This window comes from Rhodanobacter ginsengiterrae, assembly GCF_050026815.1.
In the GTDB taxonomy this organism is placed as follows: Bacteria; Pseudomonadota; Gammaproteobacteria; order Xanthomonadales; family Rhodanobacteraceae; genus Rhodanobacter; species Rhodanobacter ginsengiterrae.
The window spans coordinates 660917-678312 of record NZ_JALBWO010000057.1 but is presented as its reverse complement, the minus strand read 5'-3'; the positions used below and the strand labels follow the sequence as shown (position 1 = coordinate 678312).

The following is a 17396-nucleotide window of genomic DNA, read 5'->3' as shown; positions in this document are numbered from 1 at the left end:
GCCGTTTTCGTGCAATCGGATGGAGCGGTCAGTGGCCGCCGGCGGCCGGACCGGCCTTGGCGCTGAACGGCGGCTTGGCCAGCCAGATCACGAAGACCAGGCCGATGAAGATCCAGCCCAGCGCGTGGAACACCTCGTTGAACGAGATCTGGTAACCCTGCTGGGTGATCATGTTGTTGATCAGGCTGCCGGCGGTTTGCGTATCGCCGTGGCCAAGCTGGGTCATCGCCGCCTGGGTGGTGGGGTCGTACGCGGTGATGTGTTCGGCCAGTTGCTCGTGGTGGCTTACCGCGCGGCGTTCCCACAGCAAGGTGGTGATCGAGGCGGAAAAACTGCCGCCCAGCGTGCGCAGGAAGGTGGCCAGTCCCGAACCGGCGGCGATCTCGTTCTGCTGCAGATCGGACAGCAGGATGGTCAGGATCGGCATGAAGAACAACGCCACGCCCAGGCCCTGCCACAGCTGCACCATCGCCACGTGGTAGAAGTCGATGCCGATGAAGAAATCCGAGCGCATGAAGCAGGTCATGCCCATCACCACGAACGCCACCGACGCCAGCAGGCGCAGGTCGACCTTGGTGGCGTACTTGCCCACGAAGAAGGTCAGCAGCACCGGAATGATGCCCAGCGGCGCGGTGGCGTAACCGGCCCAGGTCGAGGTGTAGCCGAGGTTGCGCTGCAACCACAGCGGCACCAGCAGGCCGATCGAGAAGAACGCGGCGTAGGCCAGGATCAGCGCGATCGTGCCGGCGGTGAAGTTGCGGTGGCGGAACAGCTTGAGATCGACGATCGGATCCTTGTCGGTCAGCTCCCAGATCAGGAAGATCGCGATGTTGACCGCCGAGATGATGCTGGTGACGATGATGAAGGTGGAATTGAACCAGTCCTCGTCGTTGCCCTTGTCCAGCACGATCTGCAACGCCCCCACGCCGATGATCAGGGTGATCAGGCCGACGTAGTCGATCTTCGGCCGTTCGGTCTTCTCCACTTTCCCGCGCAGCTGATTGGCCACCACCATGCTGGCGAAGATGCCGATCGGCACGTTGATGAAGAAGATCCACGGCCACGAATAATTGTCGGTGATCAGGCCGCCGAGGATCGGGCCGGCGATCGGCGCCACCACCGTCACCATCGCCAGCAGCGCCAGCGCCATGCCGCGCTTGGCCGGCGGGTAGATGCCGATCAGCAGGCTCTGCGTGATCGGGTACATCGGTCCGGCCACCGCGCCCTGCAGCGCGCGGAACAGGATCAGCATGCCCATGCTCTGCGACACGCCGCACATGAACGAGGTCAGCGCGAACAGCAGCGTGCAGGCGGTGAACAGCTTCACCTCGCCGAAGCGGCGGGTGAGGAAGCCGGTCAGCGGCAGCGAGATCGCCATGCTCACCGCGAACGAGGTGATCACCCAGGTGCTCTGGTTGTTGCTGACGCCGAGGTTGCCGGCGATGGTCGGCAGCGACACGTTGGCGATCGTGGTGTCCAGCACCTGCATGAAGGTAGCCAGCGACAGACCGATCGTGCTCAGTGCCAGGTTGGGTGGGCGGAATTGGGTGGTCATCGGTGTCGATCAGTGATGGGGGATCTGCTCCTCCCCCTGCAAGGCAGGGGGAGGTCGGGAGGGGGTAAAGCTTTTGATCTTCAATCAAGATCAAGAGCAACCCCACCCCAGCCCTCCCCTGCAAGCAGGGGAGGGGGCCTCATTTGTTGCCGGCCATGTTGGCGTGGATGATCTGCGCGATCGCCGCATCGGCGGCGACCAGTTGCCGCTTGTAGACGTCCGTGCTGAAGGCGGCTTCGGTCGGCGACTGCTGCGCCAGGGTGGGGCCGTTCTGGTCGTGCAGGCTCACGTCCACCGTCACCGACATGCCCAGCCGCAGCGGGTGCTTGTCGAGGGTGGTCGGATCATCGAACACCACGCGCACCGGGATGCGCTGCACGATCTTGATCCAGTTGCCGGTGGCGTTCTGCGCCGGCAGCAGCGAGAACGCGCTGCCGGTGCCGACGCCGAGGCTCTGCACCTTGCCCTTGTACTTCACCGAGCTGCCGTAGACGTCCGACTCGATCTCCACCGGCTGGCCGATGCGCATTTTGGTCAGCTGGGTTTCCTTGAAGTTCGCGTCCACCCACACGCCATGCAGCGGAACCACCGCCATCAGTGCGGCGCCCGGCATCACGCGCTGGCCGACCTGCACCGAGCGTTTGGCCACATAGCCGTCCACCGGTGCGACCAGGCTGGCACGGGCATCGTCGAGGTAGGCGGCGCGCAGCTTCGCGGCAGCCACCTGCACATCGGGGTGCGAGGCAACCACGGTGTCGTCGACCAGCACCTTGCTGGTCTGGTACTGCTGCTGCGCGGTGATCAGCGCGCTTTCCGCGGTGGTCAGCGCGTCGCTGGCATGGGCCAGTTCCTCGGTCGAGATTGCCCCGGACTTGGCCAGCGCCACACGCCGGTGGTAATCGGCGCGCGCCTTGTCGACGGCGGTCTTGCGCTGGGCCACGTCGGCCTGTGCGCCGTTGACGCTGGAATACAGGCCGCGCACCTTGCGCACGGTGTTGGCCAGGTTGGCCTTCGCCTCGGCCAGCGCCACGTCGGCATCGCTGGGATCGAGCTGCACCAGCACGTCGCCGGCGTGCACCAGGTCGCCGTCGTCGGCGCCGATGCTGACCACGGTGCCGGGCACCTGCGGGGTGATCTGCACCACGTTGCCGTTGACGTAGGCGTCGTCGGTGCCTTCGTACCAGCGGCCATCAAGGAAATACCACAGTGCCCAGGCGACGATGCCGAGCAGCACCACCACGCCGAGCAGGCGCAGCATCAGGCCGCGCGAGGTCTTCTTCGGTGGCGGGACGACCGGGGTGGTTTCGGTCGCGGTGGGAGTCTGGCTGGACATGGGGCTGCCTCAGGAATGTGAAGGGGTGGAAGACGGGGATGCTGCTGGCGCATCGGCTTGCGGCTGGAAGCCGCCGCCGAGCGCCTGGATCAACTGCACCGACAGGTCGACCTGCTGCGCCTGCAGCGCGGCCATGCCGGTGTTGGCGACGAGCAGTTGCTGGCGCACGACAAGCGCCTCCAGATAACTGCCGATGCCGGCCTGGTAGCGCTGCAGCGCCAGGTCCCAGGCTTGCTGCGCGGCCGTCTGCGCACGTTGCTGTGCGGCCAGCTGATCGCGCAGCGATTGCAGCGCGGACAGATCGTCGGCAACCTGGTTGAGCGCGCCGACCAGAGCCTGGTTGTACTGCGCCACCGCGATGTCGTACTGCGCGTCCTTGCCGGACAGGTTCGCGCGCAACTTGCCGCCGTCGAAGATCGGCAGGCTGAGCGATGGCCCGAACTGGTAGAACCGTCCCGCCAGGCTGAGCGGGTTGCCGCCGCCCATGCTGATCACGCCGGCCATCGCGCCGATGCTGATGTTCGGCATGAATTCGGTCTTTGCCACCTTGATGTCCTTGCTCGCCGCCTCGACGCGCCAGCGCGCGGCGACCAGGTCGGCGCGATGGCCGAGCAGGTCCAGCGGGAGGTTCGACGGCACCGCCAGCTCGGCCGGCTTCAGCAACCGCGGCCGGGCGATCTGCAGCCCGCGATCCGGGCCCTTGCCCAGCAGCACCGACAACGACGAGCGCGCGGCATCGACCGCGCGTGCCGCCCGTGCCGTGTCCTGCTCGGCGGTGGCCACCTCGGTGTCGCCCTGTTTCAGCGCGATCTGGTTATCGACGCCGGCGGCGACGCGCTGGCGGGTCAGTTCGCGCGACTGGTTGGCGCGCTTCAGTTCGCCGGCCGCCAGATCCTGCTGGGTGAACGCGTAGCCAAGCTGCGCATAGGCCCGGGCGATGTTGCCGGAAAGCTCGATGCGTGCGGCGCGGGCATCGACCTCGGCGGCGCGCGCCTGGCCCACCGCCGCTTCCCACGCCGCGCGCTTGCCGCCCCACAGATCCAGATCCCACTTGAAGCTGGCATAGCCGTACTTGGCCAGCGCGAAATGCGCCTTGTCGCCGAGCAGCGCGGCCGGCGGCCGGGCGCCGGCGGCCGCGGCGCCACCGTTCACGCTGGGCTTGCGCGCGGCTTCGGCAACACCGGCTTCGGCCTGCGCGGCGCGGGCGCGCGCGTCGGCGACGCCCAGGCCGGGGTTGTCCTTGAGCGCTTCGGCGATCAGCGCGTCGAGCTGCGGATCGCCCAGCCCGGTCCACCAGTCCGTGTCCGGCCAGGCGGCGGCGGAGAAGGTGGCCAGGCTGCGGTCGGCCTTCAACGAGGAGGGATCGATCGGCGTGCCGTCCGGGTGCAGGCCGCCGCTGCTGGCGCAGCCGGCCAAGGCCAGAGTCAGTGCGGTAGCCGCCGCAAGTAGGTGCAGACGCATGGGTTGAAGTCCGGGGAAGAGGCGGGGATGGGGTGGAAAAACGGGCCGATCAGTTCTTGTCGCGAAGCGCGCTCAACACGCGTCCGAGGTAGTCGTGCAGCCGGGCCTGCTCGGTCGGTGTCATCGAGCGCTGGGCCGCCTTCAGCACCCGCTGGCTGCACACCGATGCGGTATCGCGCCAGACCTGGTTGCCGTCATTGGTCAGTTCGATGCGCAGCGCGCGGCGGTCCTGCGCATGCGGCGTACGGCGAAGCAGGCCCTTGCGCTCCAGCTGATCCAGCTGGCGCGTCATCGCGCCGCCATCCAGTTCCACCGCGCGGGCCAGCTCGGTGGCCGACACCGCGCCCAGCTGGTGGGCCTTTTTCAGGATCAGGAACTGGGTGAAGCTCAGGTCCAGGTTCTGGCTGGCGAGTTCGGCTTCGATCGCGCGGACCATCTCGGCACGCACCATGCTGAGCAGCATGCCCAGGCTGGGCAGGTCGGCTTCGGCGGGCAGGTCGGGGGCAGGCTGGGCGGTAGCGGGGATCCGATTCATGACGGGCATTCTATTGCCCGAGTGATAATTGTCAAGGCAAATATGTTGCTGTTTATGTTTGGCGTGGCAAAATCAACGTGGCGCGCTTCCCGGGTCGAAACGCAACGCTTCCAGCTCGTCGGCCAGCCAGGTGCGCAAGGCCGGGTCGCGCAGCTTGAACAGTTCGAACACCCCCAGCGCCTGCAGTGCAGGCAGCTGTGCCAGCAGCCTCGGTTCCAGCGCACGGCGGGCGGCTTCCGGCGTGGCCGGGTCCAGCATCCGGTGCGCGCAGGCCACAAAGGTCTCAAGCGGAGAATCAGCCGCCACGTGCTGGCTGGACAGCAGTTCGATCGAAGACATGGATTACCTCGAAGTTCGGTGGGTGGCGTTGCGCGGCACGATGGCAGCGCGGATGCATGATTCCGGCTCCGCATGACGGGCGGTGGCAGGGCGGTTCGCCGTGGGGCGTGGGTGCCGCAAGCAGTGGCAGCGGCGGAATCCGGGGTCACTCACTGGACGTCGAACAGCGTAGGCGCAGATCGACACAAGCTGTTAACGTTATTTAGTCAATTTCTATCGAGAACCGGCCATGAGGTCGAGTCAGGACTCCTTGTTCGAGCTGATCGAGCGCGCCGACGGCCCCGCGCTGATCGCCTACTGGCTGGGTGAGGAGGTGGCCAGCGAATACGGTGAAGAAAGCCACTTCCACGACTGGCACCAGCATGTGCGCGGGCAGTTCTTCTGCATCGAAAGCGGTCTGATCCAGGTGCATACGCGACACGGCTCGTGGCTGTTGCCGCCGCATCGCGCCGGCTGGATGCCGCCGGGTGAACCGCATACCGTCACCATCAGTGGGCCGATGAGCGGCTGGGGCCTGTTCATCACGCCGGCCGTCGACCATGGCCTGCCCGAACACCCCTGCGTGATCGGCGTTACCGAGCTCACCCGCGCCCTGGTCCGGCGGGCCAGTTCATGGGCATGGCACGACGAGCTGAGCGACGAGCAGGAGCGGGTGATGGCGGTGCTGCTGGACGAGATGCGCCGCGCTCCGCATGAAGCGCTGTACCTGCCGATGCCGGTCGACCGGCGGCTGTCGCGGATTGCCCACGCGGTGCTCGAACAGCCGCATGACAATCGCGGGCTGGAGGCATGGGCGGCCTGGGCCGGGCTGTCGGCACGCAGCCTCAGCCGGCTGTTCCGCGCCGAAACCGACTTGAGCTTTGCGCAGTGGCGGCAGCAGGCGCGATTGACCCGTGCGCTGGAGCGGCTGGCCGAAGGCATGCCGGTGGCGGCAGTGGCCGATGCGCTGGGCTATGTCAGCGTCAGCGCCTTCGTGGCCATGTTCCGGCGCAATTTTGGCCAGCCGCCGGCGCGCTACTTTGCCCAGCGACCGGCACCGATCTGAGGGGACGACCCGATCGGTGCAGGCGCCGCGTATAAGCACGGCTTATCCTCACGATCGCAAATGCGCCCTTGGCTTGTCCAGTGGCGTGGACATAGCATGCAGGTACGCCATTCCGCGTTGCTGCCTGCGAGGAAAGTCATGAACCGTCCGCTGTTGTCCGCGCTGTTTGTGCTGATGCTGGTTCCGCTCGCCGCCACCGCCACCGACGATTTCTGGCAGACTCCGACGATCCACGGCGCCGGCAAGATCCATCCGATGCCGCAGGCGGCCTATCAGCCGGATCGCCAGGCCACCTACAAAGTCGTCTTCAGCCTCGGCAAGGCGGGCGCCAAGCCCACCGACGTGAGCCCGTCGCTGGATCACGTGGCGCGCGCGGTGAACCTGTACGTCAACGCCGGGGTGCCGCTGTCGCACCTGAAATTCGTGGCGATTGCCGCCGGTCCGGCCACGCCGATCGTCCTGAACGACGAGCAGTATCGGAAGAAGTACGGCGTGGCCAATCCGAACCTGCCGCTGATTGTGCAACTGCGCAAGGCGGGCGTGGACATCGCGGTGTGCGCGCAGGCCGTGGCCGAACATGACTTCCAGTACGACTGGGTCGATCCGCAGGTCACGGTCGCATTGTCCGGGCTGACCACGGTCATCGACCTGCAGCAGCAGGGTTATGCGCTGAGCCCGCAGTAAGCACCAGGAGAGTCATCATGCGTCATGCCCTGCCACGACTGTTGCTCGCCGCCGCCTGCTGCGCCATCAGCTTTGTCGCCGGCGCGGCGACCCGGCCCGACTATCTGCCGCCATGGAATCCGCCGCCGGCGGGCTTGCAGTTCAGCGTGCCGCCGTTCGACGCGATCGCCGACCTGCATGGCGATATCGTCGATCCGCAACTGGTGGTGTTCTTCGCCGGCAACCAGTTCATGGTGGTGCATGACCTGATGGATGCGTTCAAGCAGGCGCATCCGGCGTACCAACGCGTCTTCGTCGAAACGCTGCCGCCGGGCATCCTGGCCAAGCAGATCGAGAGCGGTTCGCTGGTGATGGGCAATCTGCGCATCACACTCAAGCCGGACGTCTATACGGCCGGCAAGGGCTCCGTCGCCGAGAAGCAGAAGCAGCACGGCTGGTTCGCCGACACCTGCGACTACGCGCGCAATCCGCTGGCGATCCTGGTTGCCAGGGGCAATCCGAAACACATCACGGGGCTGGCCGACCTCGGTCGTGGCGATGTGCGGGTGAGCATGCCGAACCCGGCCTGGGAAGGCATCGCCAGACAGATCGAGGCCAGCTATCGCAAAGTCGGCGGTGAGGCGCTCGACCACACCATCATGCAGACCAAGGTCGCCGACGGCAGCACCTTCCTCACCCGCATCCATCACCGGCAGTCGCCGCTGCGGGTGCTGCAGGGCGAGTCCGATGCAGCGCCGGTATGGTCGACCGAGGCGTATTTCCAGCAGCAGATCCTGCATCACCCGGTCGAGACCGTGGCGATCCCGGACGCACAGAATGCCGTGGCGACCTATACCGTTGCACGCATGAAGAACGCGCCGCACGCGCAGGCCGCGAAAGACTTCATGGCCTTCATGCAGAGTCCGGCCGCCGCGGCGATCTACCGCAAGTACGGTTTCCTTCCCGCCCACTGAGGTTTTGGCGATGCGCAAGCCCCACCTGCGTCGATGGATCTCCGCGCTGTGCTTGGCGTGCCTTGCGCTGCCCTCGGCCGCGGCGCCGGCGGTGGATGCTGGCGCGATCGCGCAATCCGGCAACGGCAAGGGCGCGGTGCCGTGCATGGCTTGTCACGGAGTTGACGGCGCGGGCCAGGCCGCGGCCGGCTATCCGCGACTGGCCGGACTCAACGCCGCCTATCTGCGCAAGCAACTCGACGACTTCGCCAGTGGCGCGCGCGGCAATCCGCTGATGCAACCGATCGCCACCGCGCTCAGTGACGATGAGCGTCAGGCGATGGCGAGCTATTACAGCCAGTTGCCGTTGCCGCCGGCGCTGGCTGCGCCGACCAGCGCCATGCCGGCCGCCGACAGCGTCGGTGCGTTGCTGGCCACGCGCGGCGACTGGAGCCGCAATGTACCCGGCTGCGTGCAATGCCACGGTCCGGGCGGTGTTGGTGTGGGTGCGGGTTTTCCGCCGCTGGCCGGGCAACCCGCGGCGTATGTCGCCTCGCAACTGAAGGCCTGGCAGGCCGGCACGCGGCACAACGATCCGTTGCAACTGATGCAGCATCTTTCCAGCGCGCTCACCGCGCAGGATATCCAGGCGGTGGCGGCATGGTTCGCCGCGCAACCGCTGCCTGCGATGGAGGCCACGCCATGAAGCATCTGCCCGCGTCGCTCGCCATCGCGTTCGCGCTGGCCGTGGCTGGCTGTTCGCAAAAGCCGGCGGAAGCCAGCGCGCCTGCGCCTGCTGCCGCCGTTTCGGCGCTCACGCCGACGACGCTCGCGAAGCCATCGCAAGCCACCTTCCATCCGCCGGCCGAATCGGCGATTCCCGCCGGACCGCTGGGTGATGTGATCCGCCAGGGCCGCGCCATCTTCACCGACACCCCCAATCACGCGAAGGCGTATGTCGGCAACGGCCTGAGCTGCAGCAACTGCCATCTGGATGCCGGGCGCCGGGCCAACTCGGCGCCGTTGTGGGGTGCCTACGGCGTCTATCCGCAATACCGCAAGAAGAACGGCAAGGTGAATACCTTCGGCGAGCGCCTGCAGGGCTGCTTCCGCTTCAGCATGAACGGCAAGGCGCCGCCGCTGGACAGCACCGAAATGGTGGCGCTGGAAACCTATGCATGGTGGATGGCCAAAGGCGCGCCCGTGGGCGGGAAGCTGCCCGGCGCGGGCTATCCGAAAGACGGCTTCAAGCCGCCGCAGCCACCCGACTACGCGCGCGGCGAGACGGTATTCAAGAAGAATTGCGCGCTGTGCCACGGCGACGACGGCCAGGGCCAGCAGGTCGCCGGCCGCAATGTGTTTCCGCCCTTGTGGGGGCCGCAGTCGTTCAACTGGGGTGCCGGCATGCACCAGCTCGACAATGCCGCCGCCTTCATCAAGGCCAACATGCCGTTCAGTCGCGGCGACACCTTGAGCGACCAGGACGCGTGGGACGTGGCGATGTTCATGAACGCCCATGAGCGCCCGCAGGACCCGCGCTACGACGGCAATCTGGCGCAGACGCGCAAGAAGTATCACGACACGCCGCTGTCGCTGTACGGCACCACCGTCAACGGCCATCTGCTGGGCGCCACGCCAGCCAATCACTGAGTGCGGCGCTGGCAGGCCACGCCAGTGCGTGGCCTGCCGCTCGCTCCCGGACCGTGCCTACACGGGCTCGCCCGGGGGATGGCGCCGGCCACCGTCGTGGGCCAGCCAGGTGTAGTACAGCAGCGGAATCACCAGCAGGGTCAGCACGGTGGATACCAGCACGCCAAACACCAGCGACACCGCCAGGCCCTGGAAGATCGGATCGCCGAGGATGAAGAACGCGCCGAGCATCGCCGCCAACGCGGTGAGGATGATCGGCTTGGCGCGCACGGCGCCGGCCTCGACCACCGCATCTTCCAGGCTCAACCCGGCGGCGAGTGAGTGGTTGATGAAATCCACCAGCAGGATCGAGTTGCGCACGATGATGCCGGCCAGTGCGATCATGCCGATCATCGAGGTGGCGGTGAACGGCGCGCCGAACAGCCAGTGGCCGGGCATCACGCCGATCACGGTAAGCGGAATCGGCGCCATGATGATCAGTGGCACCAGGTAGCTCTTGAACTGCCCGACCACCAGCAGATAGATCAGCAGCAGGCCCATCGAATAGGCGATGCCCATGTCGCGGAACGTCTCGTAGGTAATCTCCCACTCGCCGCTCCAGCGCACCGAGAAGCTGCTGTCGCTGGTCGGCGCTCCGGTGAATTCCTGGGTCAGTTGATGGCCGGCGATGCGCGTGTCGCTGATCTTGCTGACCAGCCCGAACATGCCGTAGACGGGGCTGTCCTCGCGGCCGGCGTCGTCGCCGGTGACAAAGGTGTAGGGCAGCAGGTCCTTGTGATAGACCGCATCCGCCCACGGCTTCTCGACCACCTTGACCACTTCGGAGATCGGCACCAGCTGCCCTGCGTGCGAGCGCACGCGCAGATCCAGCACCGAGCCGACCGAGCCCAGCGCTGCCTGCGGCAGGCGCAGCAGGATCGGCACCGCGTATTTGGCCTGTTCATCCGCGACATGGCTGGCCGGATCGCCGCCCATGGCGGCACGCAGGGCATCGACGATTTCCGCCTGACTGATGCCCAGCGCGGCCGCGCGGGCGCGGTCGATCTCGATCAGTTGGCGGGTGGCCTGCGGGTTCTCCACGCTGAGGTTGACGTCGACAATGCCCGGCGTCTGCTTGAACACCTGCTCAAGCGCCAGCGCGACCTTGCGCTGGTTGGCGTAGTCCGGGCCGTAGATCTCCGCCACGATCGGCGCCATCACCGGCGGCCCGGGCGGCACTTCGGCCACCACCAGGTGCGCGTGGAAACGCTGCGCCACCGCGGCCAGTGCCGGGCGCACGGCCAGCGCGATCTGGTGGCTCTGGCGTTTGCGCTCGCCCTTGTCGACCAGGTTGACCTGGATGTCGCCCTGATACGGCTGGTTGCGCAGGTAGTACTGGCGCACCAGCCCGTTGAAATTCATCGGTGCCGAGGTGCCTGCGTAAAGCTGGTAGTTCTTGACCTCGGGTACGCCGTTCAATACCTGACTCATGTCCACCAGGGCCCGCTGGGTCTGCTGCAGGGTTGCCCCCTCGGGCATGTTCAGCACCACCTGGAACTCGGACTTGTTGTCGAACGGCAGCATTTTCAGGATCACCAGCTTGACCCCGGCCAGCCCCGCGGCCAGCAGTACCAGCATGCCCATGCCGAGGAACAGCCGGCGGCGGTTGCGCGCCGCTTTCGGGGTGCCGAGGAACGGGTGCATCACGCGGATGAACAGGCGTTGCAGGAAGCTGTCGATCCGCGACTTTTCGACCACGTGCGCCGCTGGCATATCGCCGGCGTCAGGCGCTTCGTGGCGCAGCAGTCGTCGCGCCAGCCACGGCGCCACGATGAAGGCCACCGCCAGCGAGATCAGCATGCCGATCGAGGCGTTGATCGGGATCGGCCGCATGTACGGGCCCATCAGCCCGCCGACGAAGGCCATCGGCAGCAGCGCGGCGATCACCGTGAAGGTGGCCAGGATGGTCGGCCCACCCACCTCATCCACCGCCGCCGGAATGGACTCGAGCAGGCGCTTGCCGCCCAGTGCCATGTGTCGGTGGATGTTCTCCACCACCACGATCGCATCGTCGACCAGGATGCCGATCGAGAAGATCAGCGCGAACAGCGACACGCGGTTGATGGTGAAGCCGATCGCCCATGAGGCAAACAGGGTCAACGACAGCGTCACCACCACCGCCGTACCGACCACGATGGCTTCGCGCCAGCCCAGCGCAAACAGCACCAGCAAGACCACCGCCAGGGCGGCCAGCGCCAGATGGAGCAGCAGTTCATCCGCCTTGTCGTTGGCCGTCTGTCCGTAGTCGCGAGTCACCGTGGCGTGCACGCCGTCGGGAATGTCGATGCCGCGCAAGGCGTCCAGTCGGTCGCGGATGCTGCTGGCAATGGTGTGGGCATTGCTGCCACTTTTCTTGGCGATCGCCAGGGTGACTGCGGGGGTCAGTCCGGTGAGCGGTCCGGCCGTACCGGGGGGACTGCCGAACGAGGCCAGCCGCGTTGCGTAATTGGTGCCGGCATCGACATGCGCCACGTCGGCCAGATAGACCGGATGGCCGCCGGCCACGCCGATCACCAGCTGCGCCACCTCGCCGGCGTTCATCAGCAAGCTGCCGGCCTTCACCGGTTGCTCGCGGTTGCCCTGGACTTCACTGCCCACGTCGGCCGCCACGTTGGCCGCCTTCAGGCTGTTGGCCAGATCGCCAACACCCAGGTTGTAGGTCGCCAGCCTGGCGGGATCGATCTCGACCATCACCGCGCGATCCGGCGCGCCGAGGGTATAGACATCACGCGTGCCGGGCACGCGCTTCAGATCGGTCTCCAGCGTGTGGGCAACCTTGGCCAGCTGTTCGGGACCGATCTCCGCTCGGTCCGACCACAGCGTGACGGCCATCATCGGCACGTCATCAATGCCGTAGGGCTTCACCAGCGGCTGGCCCACGCCCAGTCCGGGCGGCACCCAGTCGCCGTTGGAATAGATCTTGTTGTACAGGTTCACCAGCGCCTGCTGGCGCGGCACGCCCACGTCGAACTCCACCGTGACCACCGCCATGCCGGCGCGGCTCATCGAATAGACATGCTTGACGCCCTTGATCTCGGACAGCTTCTGCTCCAGCGGAAAACTGACCAGGTTCTCGACGCTGTGCACGCTGGCGCCGGGGTACGGGACCAGCACATTGGCCATGGTCACTTCGATCTGCGGGTCTTCCTCCTTTGGCGTGATGATCGCCGCGGCGAGACCGAGCAGCAGTCCGGCCACCGCCAGCAGCGGGGTGATCTGCGAGGTCTGGAACGCGCGCGCGATACGCCCGGAAATGCCCAACCGCACTGGCTCACTCATGACCGGATGCACCGCTGGCACGTTGCTTGATCAACCACGTCACCGCCGCTTGCGGGTCGCTGGCCACCCGTTCGCCGTCATCCAGCCCGGCCAGCACTTCGACCTGGTTGCCGTCGTGCTCGCCGATGCGCAGCTGGCGCAGCGCGACCTGGTTGGCGTTCACCACATACACGCCAACCAGCTCGCCGCGCTGGATCACCGCCGATGCCGGCACCAGCAGGCGCTTCGCCATGCCGGTGGCAAACGCCACCTTCACCGTCATGCCCGGATACAGGCCGCCGGTGTCTGGCGGCAGCGGCAGGCGCACGTTGAACGCATGGGTTTGCGGATCGGCGTAAGGAAACACCTCGACCGCGCTGGCAGGAATGCGCCGGTCGCCACTCAGTATCGCGGCAGCATGGAACTGGCGGATCGCCTCGACCGTGCTTTGCGGCACCGTCACGTTGACGCGCAGGTCGTCCAGCGCCTGCAACTGGATCAACGGCTGCGGTGAAGGCGGCCCGGCTTGCACGGCCTCGCCCACATGCACGAAGCGGCGCGTGATGATGCCGGCGAACGGCGCCCGCAACACGGTGTAATCCAGTTGCTGGCCGACATTCGCCGATTGCGCGCGCGCCGCATCCAGCGCGGCCCGGGCGCCATCGCGCGCGGCGCGCTGCTGGTCCATCTGCGCGGTGGACACATAACCCTTGGCGTACACCGCGGCGATGCGCTCGTAGGAAGCCTGCGCGTCCCTGTACGCAGCCTGCGCCGAAGCGATCTGCGCTTGCGCGGCCTGGCGGGCGGATTGCTGCTCCACATCGCTGAAGCGCACCAGCACATCGCCCTTGGCAACCCTGTCGTTGACGTCATGCGGCAGCTCGCGCACGCGCGCGTTGGTCTGCGCGGTGATCGTCACCTGGTTCACCGCCTCGACCACGCCGTCCCAGACCTGCTCGCGTGGTGCATTCTCCGCATGCACCACGATGGTCGCCAGCGGCGGAGCCTTCGACGAGGCATCGCCGGGGGGCGACTTCCCGCTGCATCCGGCCAGCAAGCCGAAGCCGACGAGCGCGGCCATGGAAAGGCGTGAGCGGAACATCATGCGGCCTCGTCGATCATCTGCATCGTCGCGCGCTCGACCTCGTGCGCGATCGTTGCCAATGGCGGATCCTGCGAGAGCATGCCGAGCATCGGTACCGGCTTGATCATGCCGATGCGCGTGCTGCCATTCTCGGTGTACACCGAGATGCGACACGGCAGCGCCATGTTCATGCGCATGTCGATGGCCAGCACGCTGGCGGCCTGAGCCGGGCTGCATATCTCGAACACCTTGCACTGCTCGGCAAATGGCAGACCCTTGCCGCGCAGCGTCGCGCCAAGATCGTGCACGTGCAGTACGCCGAACTGGTGGCGCCTGACCGCGGCGTCGAGGTCGCCGGCGGCCTGCTCGAAGGATTTTCCCGATTCGACGATGTAATACATGGTGACCTCACTGGGTGATGCAAGCGTGCTCATGGTCCGAACGCGCAACCGGGCTTCAGGCCCAGCTTGCGCAGAATCTTGGCCAGCGGGCAGAAGCCGGTGAAGGCGGACTGGAACAAGTTCAGTCCCACGAACGCCGTCAGCCACAACCAGCCCGGCGACACGAAGTGCGCCAGGGCCAGGCTGAGCAGGATGACTGCGCCGGCAAAAGCCAGTACTGCTCGTTCAATCGTCATGATGTTCTCCGCTGGGGGATGGAATTCGGGTAGGGGGCTCGGCGCGCCGTATTCGGCAACCTGCGCCGTGCGACGTATCGCGAGGCGCGTCAATCCGGCTTGACCTCGGGCTTCAGGCGATCGATGCCGAACGCCTTCATGATGATCTTCTCGTAGATCGGGTCAGCCTGGCCCTTGCGCATCTTGCGCAGGAAATACTTTTCGTAGGCGACCTTGGCCAGATGCACCCACTTGCCTGTCGTCGCCTTGGTCACGTTGCGCGGCGGAATCTGTGGCAACGCGAGGAAGGCAAAGCCGCGGTCGCCCATGTCGGCCAGGCACATTGCATTCCAGGTGGCGCGTGCACGCACCGGCAGGCCGGCGATCGCGTCGCGCAGGTTGTGCGCGATGGCGGTGACCATCGACTCGATCATCAGTCCGGTTTTTGGTGCGCCGGTCGGCACCGGGGTGACCTCGACCGGCGGGATCGCCACGCAGACACCGGCGGCGAAGACGTTGGGGTATTTCGGGTTGCGTTGATGCTCGTCGATCAGCACGAAGCCGCCCGGGTTCACCAGCCCGTCAATGCCCTGCACGGCGTCCACGCCGGCGAAAGACGGCAGCAACATCGCATAGGCAAAGGGCAGGGTGTGCTGTTGGTGCACGGCGCCCTGGTCGTCCAGTTGCTCGACATGCATCTGGCCGGCCTCGACCGAGCTCACGCGGGCATTGGTGATCCACTTGATATGCCGCTGGCGCAGTTCGGACTCGAGCATCCCCTTGGAATCGCCGATGCCGCCCAGACCCATGTGGCCGACATAGGGTTCCGAGCTGACATACGTCATCGGCACGCGGTCACGCAGCTTGCGTTTGCGCAAGTCGGTATCCACGATCATCGCGAACTCGTAGGCCGGACCGAAGCAGCTGGCACCCTGTGCTGCGCCAATCACGATCGGTCCCGGGTTCTTCAGGAATGCCTGGTAGGCCAGCCAGGCCTGGTGCGCGTGCGGACCGGTGCAGATCGACTGCGTGAACCCTGCCGGCCCGGAGCCAGGCACCCGTTCGAACGCCAGCCGCGGTCCGGTGCAGATCACCAGGTAGTCATAGTCCAGCTTGCGTCCGTCGCCCAGCTCGATCTGATTGTCTGCCGGCAGCACCTTCTTCGCCGTCGCGTCGACGAACTGGATGTGGCGTCGCGCCAGCGGCGCGGCCACGTCGACCCGGATATCGTCCTGCCCGCGCCAGCCCACGGCCACCCAGGGATTGGACGGGGTGAAGTTGAACTGCGGTCCCTCGCCGATCACGGTGATCGCATGCGCGTCGCCGACGGTATCGCGGATCTCGTAGGCGGCCGACATGCCGCCCAGTCCCGCACCAAGAACGATGATCTTTGCCATGGCTCGACACTCCTCAGGGGGTACTTCACGATGGAGCTCTGCGCGACGCGGGGACCTGATCGAAATCAACCTTTCTGAAAAGCATGTTGTTCTAAATTAGAAGTAGCTTATTTAGATGGACGTGGTAAAGTCAAGCCCACGCTTTCCAGGGGCCAAGCACGCCCGGGGATCCAGTCCATGCCGTTACCCGCCAACGCCGACCTGACCGCCATGCGAGCTTGCGCGGAAGACGCCTCGCGCCTGCTCAAGACGCTGGGCAATCCACAGCGGCTGCGCGTGCTCTGCCTGCTTGCCGACCGGGAAATGTCGGTGGGGCAGATCAACGAGCAACTGCCGGATCTCGGTCAATCGGCGCTTTCACAACATCTGGCCAAGCTGCGCGAAGAAGGCGTGGTACGCACGCGACGTGAGTCGCAGACCATCTGGTATGCGCTGGAACCCGGTCCGGCCGAACAGATCATTGCTTCGCTCTACAGCATCTACTGCGCCGTCGACGAAAATCCCCGGGCGCGGAAATCACGGCCCGCGGCAACGAAAGCCAAGGCCTGAACACATGCATTCCCGGGAGGCTCCCATGCCACGTCCTGCAGTAACGGCGTTCTTCCACGAGCCAAGCAACACCTTCAGCTATGTGGTCAGCGATCCGCTGACGAGCAAGGCCGCGGTGATCGATGCCGTGCTGGACTACGACGCGGCGTCCGGCTGCACCAGTCGCGCAGCGGCCGACGCGCTGGTCGATTTCGTGCGCGCGCAAGCGCTGGTGGTGGAATGGGTGATCGACACCCACGCCCATGCCGATCATCTGTCGGCATCGCCGTACATCAAGGCGCAACTCGGCGGAACGCTGGCCATCGGTGAGCACATTCGCGAAGTGCAGAAAACCTTCGGCAAGCTGTTCAATGCCGGCCACGACTTCGCCACCGACGGCAGCCAGTTCGATCACCTGTTTGTCGACGGCGAGCCGTACATGCTGGGCAGCATCCCGGCCGTCGCGATGCACACTCCCGGCCACACGCCGGCATGCATGACCCACCTGATCGGCGATGCCGCCTTCGTCGGCGACACCTTGTTCATGCCCGACTACGGTACCGCGCGCTGCGATTTCCCCGGTGGCGACGCGGCCACGCTGTACCGCTCGATCCGCCGGATCTTCGCGTTGCCGGATGCCACGCGCGTGTTCCTGTGCCATGACTACAAGGCGCCGGGCCGAGATGCGTTCGCCTGCGAAACGACCGTGGCCGCGGAGCGCGACAATAATCTGCATGTTCACCACGGCATCAGTGAGGCCGAGTTCGTCGCCATGCGCACGGCACGCGACGCCACCTTGAACGTACCGCGGTTGCTGTTGCCCGCGGTACAGGTGAACATGCGCGCGGGCCAGTTGCCGCCAGCCGAAGACAACGGCGTTCGCTATCTGAAAATTCCGCTGGATGTGCTCTGACTGTCCGCGGCACCTTGTTCTCCAGAG

17 protein-coding genes are annotated in these 17396 nt (G+C 66.2%); 7 read left to right on the top strand and 10 right to left on the bottom strand.

Annotation, left to right across the window (positions count from 1 at the left end; all coding sequences use genetic code 11):
- Positions 1–28 precede the first annotated feature (28 nt).
- The 5 genes from ACQGNJ_RS17935 to ACQGNJ_RS17915 form a co-directional block, all read right to left on the bottom strand.
- Positions 29–1555 carry a DHA2 family efflux MFS transporter permease subunit gene (locus tag ACQGNJ_RS17935; RefSeq protein ID WP_426690604.1) on the bottom strand — a complete coding sequence of 509 codons (1527 nt, stop codon included), beginning with the start codon at positions 1553–1555 and terminating at the stop codon, positions 29–31.
- 139 nt (positions 1556–1694) lie between these two features.
- On the bottom strand, positions 1695–2888 hold the full coding sequence (locus tag ACQGNJ_RS17930; RefSeq protein ID WP_426690603.1) for an efflux RND transporter periplasmic adaptor subunit: 1194 nt from the start codon (positions 2886–2888) through the stop codon (positions 1695–1697).
- Between the two features lie 9 nt (positions 2889–2897).
- The gene (locus tag ACQGNJ_RS17925) at positions 2898–4349 is read right to left on the bottom strand and encodes an efflux transporter outer membrane subunit (protein ID WP_426690602.1); all 1452 of its coding nucleotides are present in this window, start codon (positions 4347–4349) and stop codon (positions 2898–2900) included.
- 49 nt (positions 4350–4398) lie between these two features.
- Entirely contained in the window at positions 4399–4884 is a 486-nt protein-coding gene (locus ACQGNJ_RS17920) for a MarR family winged helix-turn-helix transcriptional regulator (RefSeq protein WP_426690601.1), read from the bottom strand.
- Between the two features lie 72 nt (positions 4885–4956).
- Positions 4957–5223 (bottom strand): hypothetical protein, encoded by a 267-nt coding sequence (locus ACQGNJ_RS17915; protein WP_426690600.1) that lies wholly within the window; start codon positions 5221–5223, stop codon positions 4957–4959.
- Between the two features lie 229 nt (positions 5224–5452).
- Here ACQGNJ_RS17915 and ACQGNJ_RS17910 point away from each other — a divergent pair, with 229 nt between their 5' ends.
- The 5 genes from ACQGNJ_RS17910 (at position 5453) to ACQGNJ_RS17890 (ending at position 9534) form a co-directional block, all read left to right on the top strand.
- Complete coding sequence (locus ACQGNJ_RS17910) at positions 5453–6268, top strand: AraC family transcriptional regulator (protein ID WP_426690599.1); 816 nt, start codon at positions 5453–5455, stop codon at positions 6266–6268.
- 138 nt (positions 6269–6406) lie between these two features.
- Positions 6407–6952, top strand: coding sequence for a DsrE family protein (locus tag ACQGNJ_RS17905; RefSeq protein ID WP_426690598.1), 546 nt, complete (start codon positions 6407–6409; stop codon positions 6950–6952).
- A gap of 17 nt (positions 6953–6969) precedes the next feature.
- Positions 6970–7905: a substrate-binding domain-containing protein gene (locus ACQGNJ_RS17900; RefSeq protein WP_426690597.1), complete on the top strand. Its 936-nt coding sequence runs from the start codon at positions 6970–6972 to the stop codon at positions 7903–7905.
- Positions 7906–7915: 10 nt separating this feature from the next.
- Positions 7916–8590, top strand: a complete 675-nt coding sequence (locus tag ACQGNJ_RS17895) for a c-type cytochrome (RefSeq protein WP_426690596.1) — start codon at positions 7916–7918, stop codon at positions 8588–8590.
- Positions 8587–9534 carry a c-type cytochrome gene (locus ACQGNJ_RS17890; protein ID WP_426690595.1) on the top strand — a complete coding sequence of 316 codons (948 nt, stop codon included), beginning with the start codon at positions 8587–8589 and terminating at the stop codon, positions 9532–9534. Before ACQGNJ_RS17895 ends, ACQGNJ_RS17890 begins: the two co-directional genes overlap by 4 nt.
- Before the next feature lie 57 nt (positions 9535–9591).
- On the opposite strand, the gene ACQGNJ_RS17885 is transcribed toward ACQGNJ_RS17890, so the two are convergent.
- The 5 genes from ACQGNJ_RS17885 to ACQGNJ_RS17865 form a co-directional block, all read right to left on the bottom strand.
- Positions 9592–12852: an efflux RND transporter permease subunit gene (locus tag ACQGNJ_RS17885; protein WP_426690594.1), complete on the bottom strand. Its 3261-nt coding sequence runs from the start codon at positions 12850–12852 to the stop codon at positions 9592–9594.
- Entirely contained in the window at positions 12845–13933 is a 1089-nt protein-coding gene (locus ACQGNJ_RS17880) for an efflux RND transporter periplasmic adaptor subunit (protein WP_426690685.1), read from the bottom strand. Before ACQGNJ_RS17880 ends, ACQGNJ_RS17885 begins: the two co-directional genes overlap by 8 nt.
- On the bottom strand, positions 13933–14349 hold the full coding sequence (locus tag ACQGNJ_RS17875) for a DUF302 domain-containing protein (RefSeq protein WP_426690593.1): 417 nt from the start codon (positions 14347–14349) through the stop codon (positions 13933–13935). Before ACQGNJ_RS17875 ends, ACQGNJ_RS17880 begins: the two co-directional genes overlap by 1 nt.
- Entirely contained in the window at positions 14346–14552 is a 207-nt protein-coding gene (locus ACQGNJ_RS17870) for a YgaP family membrane protein (RefSeq protein WP_426690592.1), read from the bottom strand. The genes ACQGNJ_RS17875 and ACQGNJ_RS17870 overlap by 4 nt, the downstream gene beginning before the upstream one ends.
- A gap of 89 nt (positions 14553–14641) precedes the next feature.
- Entirely contained in the window at positions 14642–15928 is a 1287-nt protein-coding gene (locus ACQGNJ_RS17865) for an NAD(P)/FAD-dependent oxidoreductase (RefSeq protein ID WP_426690591.1), read from the bottom strand.
- A gap of 177 nt (positions 15929–16105) precedes the next feature.
- On the opposite strand from ACQGNJ_RS17865, the gene ACQGNJ_RS17860 reads away from it, so the two are divergent.
- Together ACQGNJ_RS17860 and ACQGNJ_RS17855 are read left to right on the top strand one after the other, a co-directional pair.
- Positions 16106–16477, top strand: coding sequence for an ArsR/SmtB family transcription factor (locus ACQGNJ_RS17860; protein ID WP_426690590.1), 372 nt, complete (start codon positions 16106–16108; stop codon positions 16475–16477).
- A gap of 25 nt (positions 16478–16502) precedes the next feature.
- Positions 16503–17369 (top strand): MBL fold metallo-hydrolase, encoded by an 867-nt coding sequence (locus ACQGNJ_RS17855; protein WP_426690589.1) that lies wholly within the window; start codon positions 16503–16505, stop codon positions 17367–17369.
- The last annotated feature ends 27 nt before the right edge of the window (positions 17370–17396 follow it).

What these genes read in the sequence shown, in the direction of transcription:
- ACQGNJ_RS17895 (WP_426690596.1), top strand. Translation starts at nt 7,916, where the DNA reads ATGCGCAAGCCCCACCTGCGTCGATGGATCTCCGCGCTGTGCTTGGCG.
- ACQGNJ_RS17905 (WP_426690598.1), top strand. Translation starts at nt 6,407, where the DNA reads ATGAACCGTCCGCTGTTGTCCGCGCTGTTTGTGCTGATGCTGGTTCCG.
- ACQGNJ_RS17865 (WP_426690591.1), bottom strand. Translation starts at nt 15,928, where the DNA reads ATGGCAAAGATCATCGTTCTTGGTGCGGGACTGGGCGGCATGTCGGCC.
- ACQGNJ_RS17860 (WP_426690590.1), top strand. Translation starts at nt 16,106, where the DNA reads ATGCCGTTACCCGCCAACGCCGACCTGACCGCCATGCGAGCTTGCGCG.
- ACQGNJ_RS17935 (WP_426690604.1), bottom strand. Translation starts at nt 1,555, where the DNA reads ATGACCACCCAATTCCGCCCACCCAACCTGGCACTGAGCACGATCGGT.
- ACQGNJ_RS17855 (WP_426690589.1), top strand. Translation starts at nt 16,503, where the DNA reads ATGCCACGTCCTGCAGTAACGGCGTTCTTCCACGAGCCAAGCAACACC.
- ACQGNJ_RS17910 (WP_426690599.1), top strand. Translation starts at nt 5,453, where the DNA reads ATGAGGTCGAGTCAGGACTCCTTGTTCGAGCTGATCGAGCGCGCCGAC.
- ACQGNJ_RS17890 (WP_426690595.1), top strand. Translation starts at nt 8,587, where the DNA reads ATGAAGCATCTGCCCGCGTCGCTCGCCATCGCGTTCGCGCTGGCCGTG.
- ACQGNJ_RS17900 (WP_426690597.1), top strand. Translation starts at nt 6,970, where the DNA reads ATGCGTCATGCCCTGCCACGACTGTTGCTCGCCGCCGCCTGCTGCGCC.
- ACQGNJ_RS17880 (WP_426690685.1), bottom strand. Translation starts at nt 13,933, where the DNA reads ATGTTCCGCTCACGCCTTTCCATGGCCGCGCTCGTCGGCTTCGGCTTG.
- ACQGNJ_RS17870 (WP_426690592.1), bottom strand. Translation starts at nt 14,552, where the DNA reads ATGACGATTGAACGAGCAGTACTGGCTTTTGCCGGCGCAGTCATCCTG.
- ACQGNJ_RS17920 (WP_426690601.1), bottom strand. Translation starts at nt 4,884, where the DNA reads ATGAATCGGATCCCCGCTACCGCCCAGCCTGCCCCCGACCTGCCCGCC.
- ACQGNJ_RS17930 (WP_426690603.1), bottom strand. Translation starts at nt 2,888, where the DNA reads ATGTCCAGCCAGACTCCCACCGCGACCGAAACCACCCCGGTCGTCCCG.
- ACQGNJ_RS17875 (WP_426690593.1), bottom strand. Translation starts at nt 14,349, where the DNA reads ATGAGCACGCTTGCATCACCCAGTGAGGTCACCATGTATTACATCGTC.
- ACQGNJ_RS17925 (WP_426690602.1), bottom strand. Translation starts at nt 4,349, where the DNA reads ATGCGTCTGCACCTACTTGCGGCGGCTACCGCACTGACTCTGGCCTTG.
- ACQGNJ_RS17915 (WP_426690600.1), bottom strand. Translation starts at nt 5,223, where the DNA reads ATGTCTTCGATCGAACTGCTGTCCAGCCAGCACGTGGCGGCTGATTCT.
- ACQGNJ_RS17885 (WP_426690594.1), bottom strand. Translation starts at nt 12,852, where the DNA reads ATGAGTGAGCCAGTGCGGTTGGGCATTTCCGGGCGTATCGCGCGCGCG.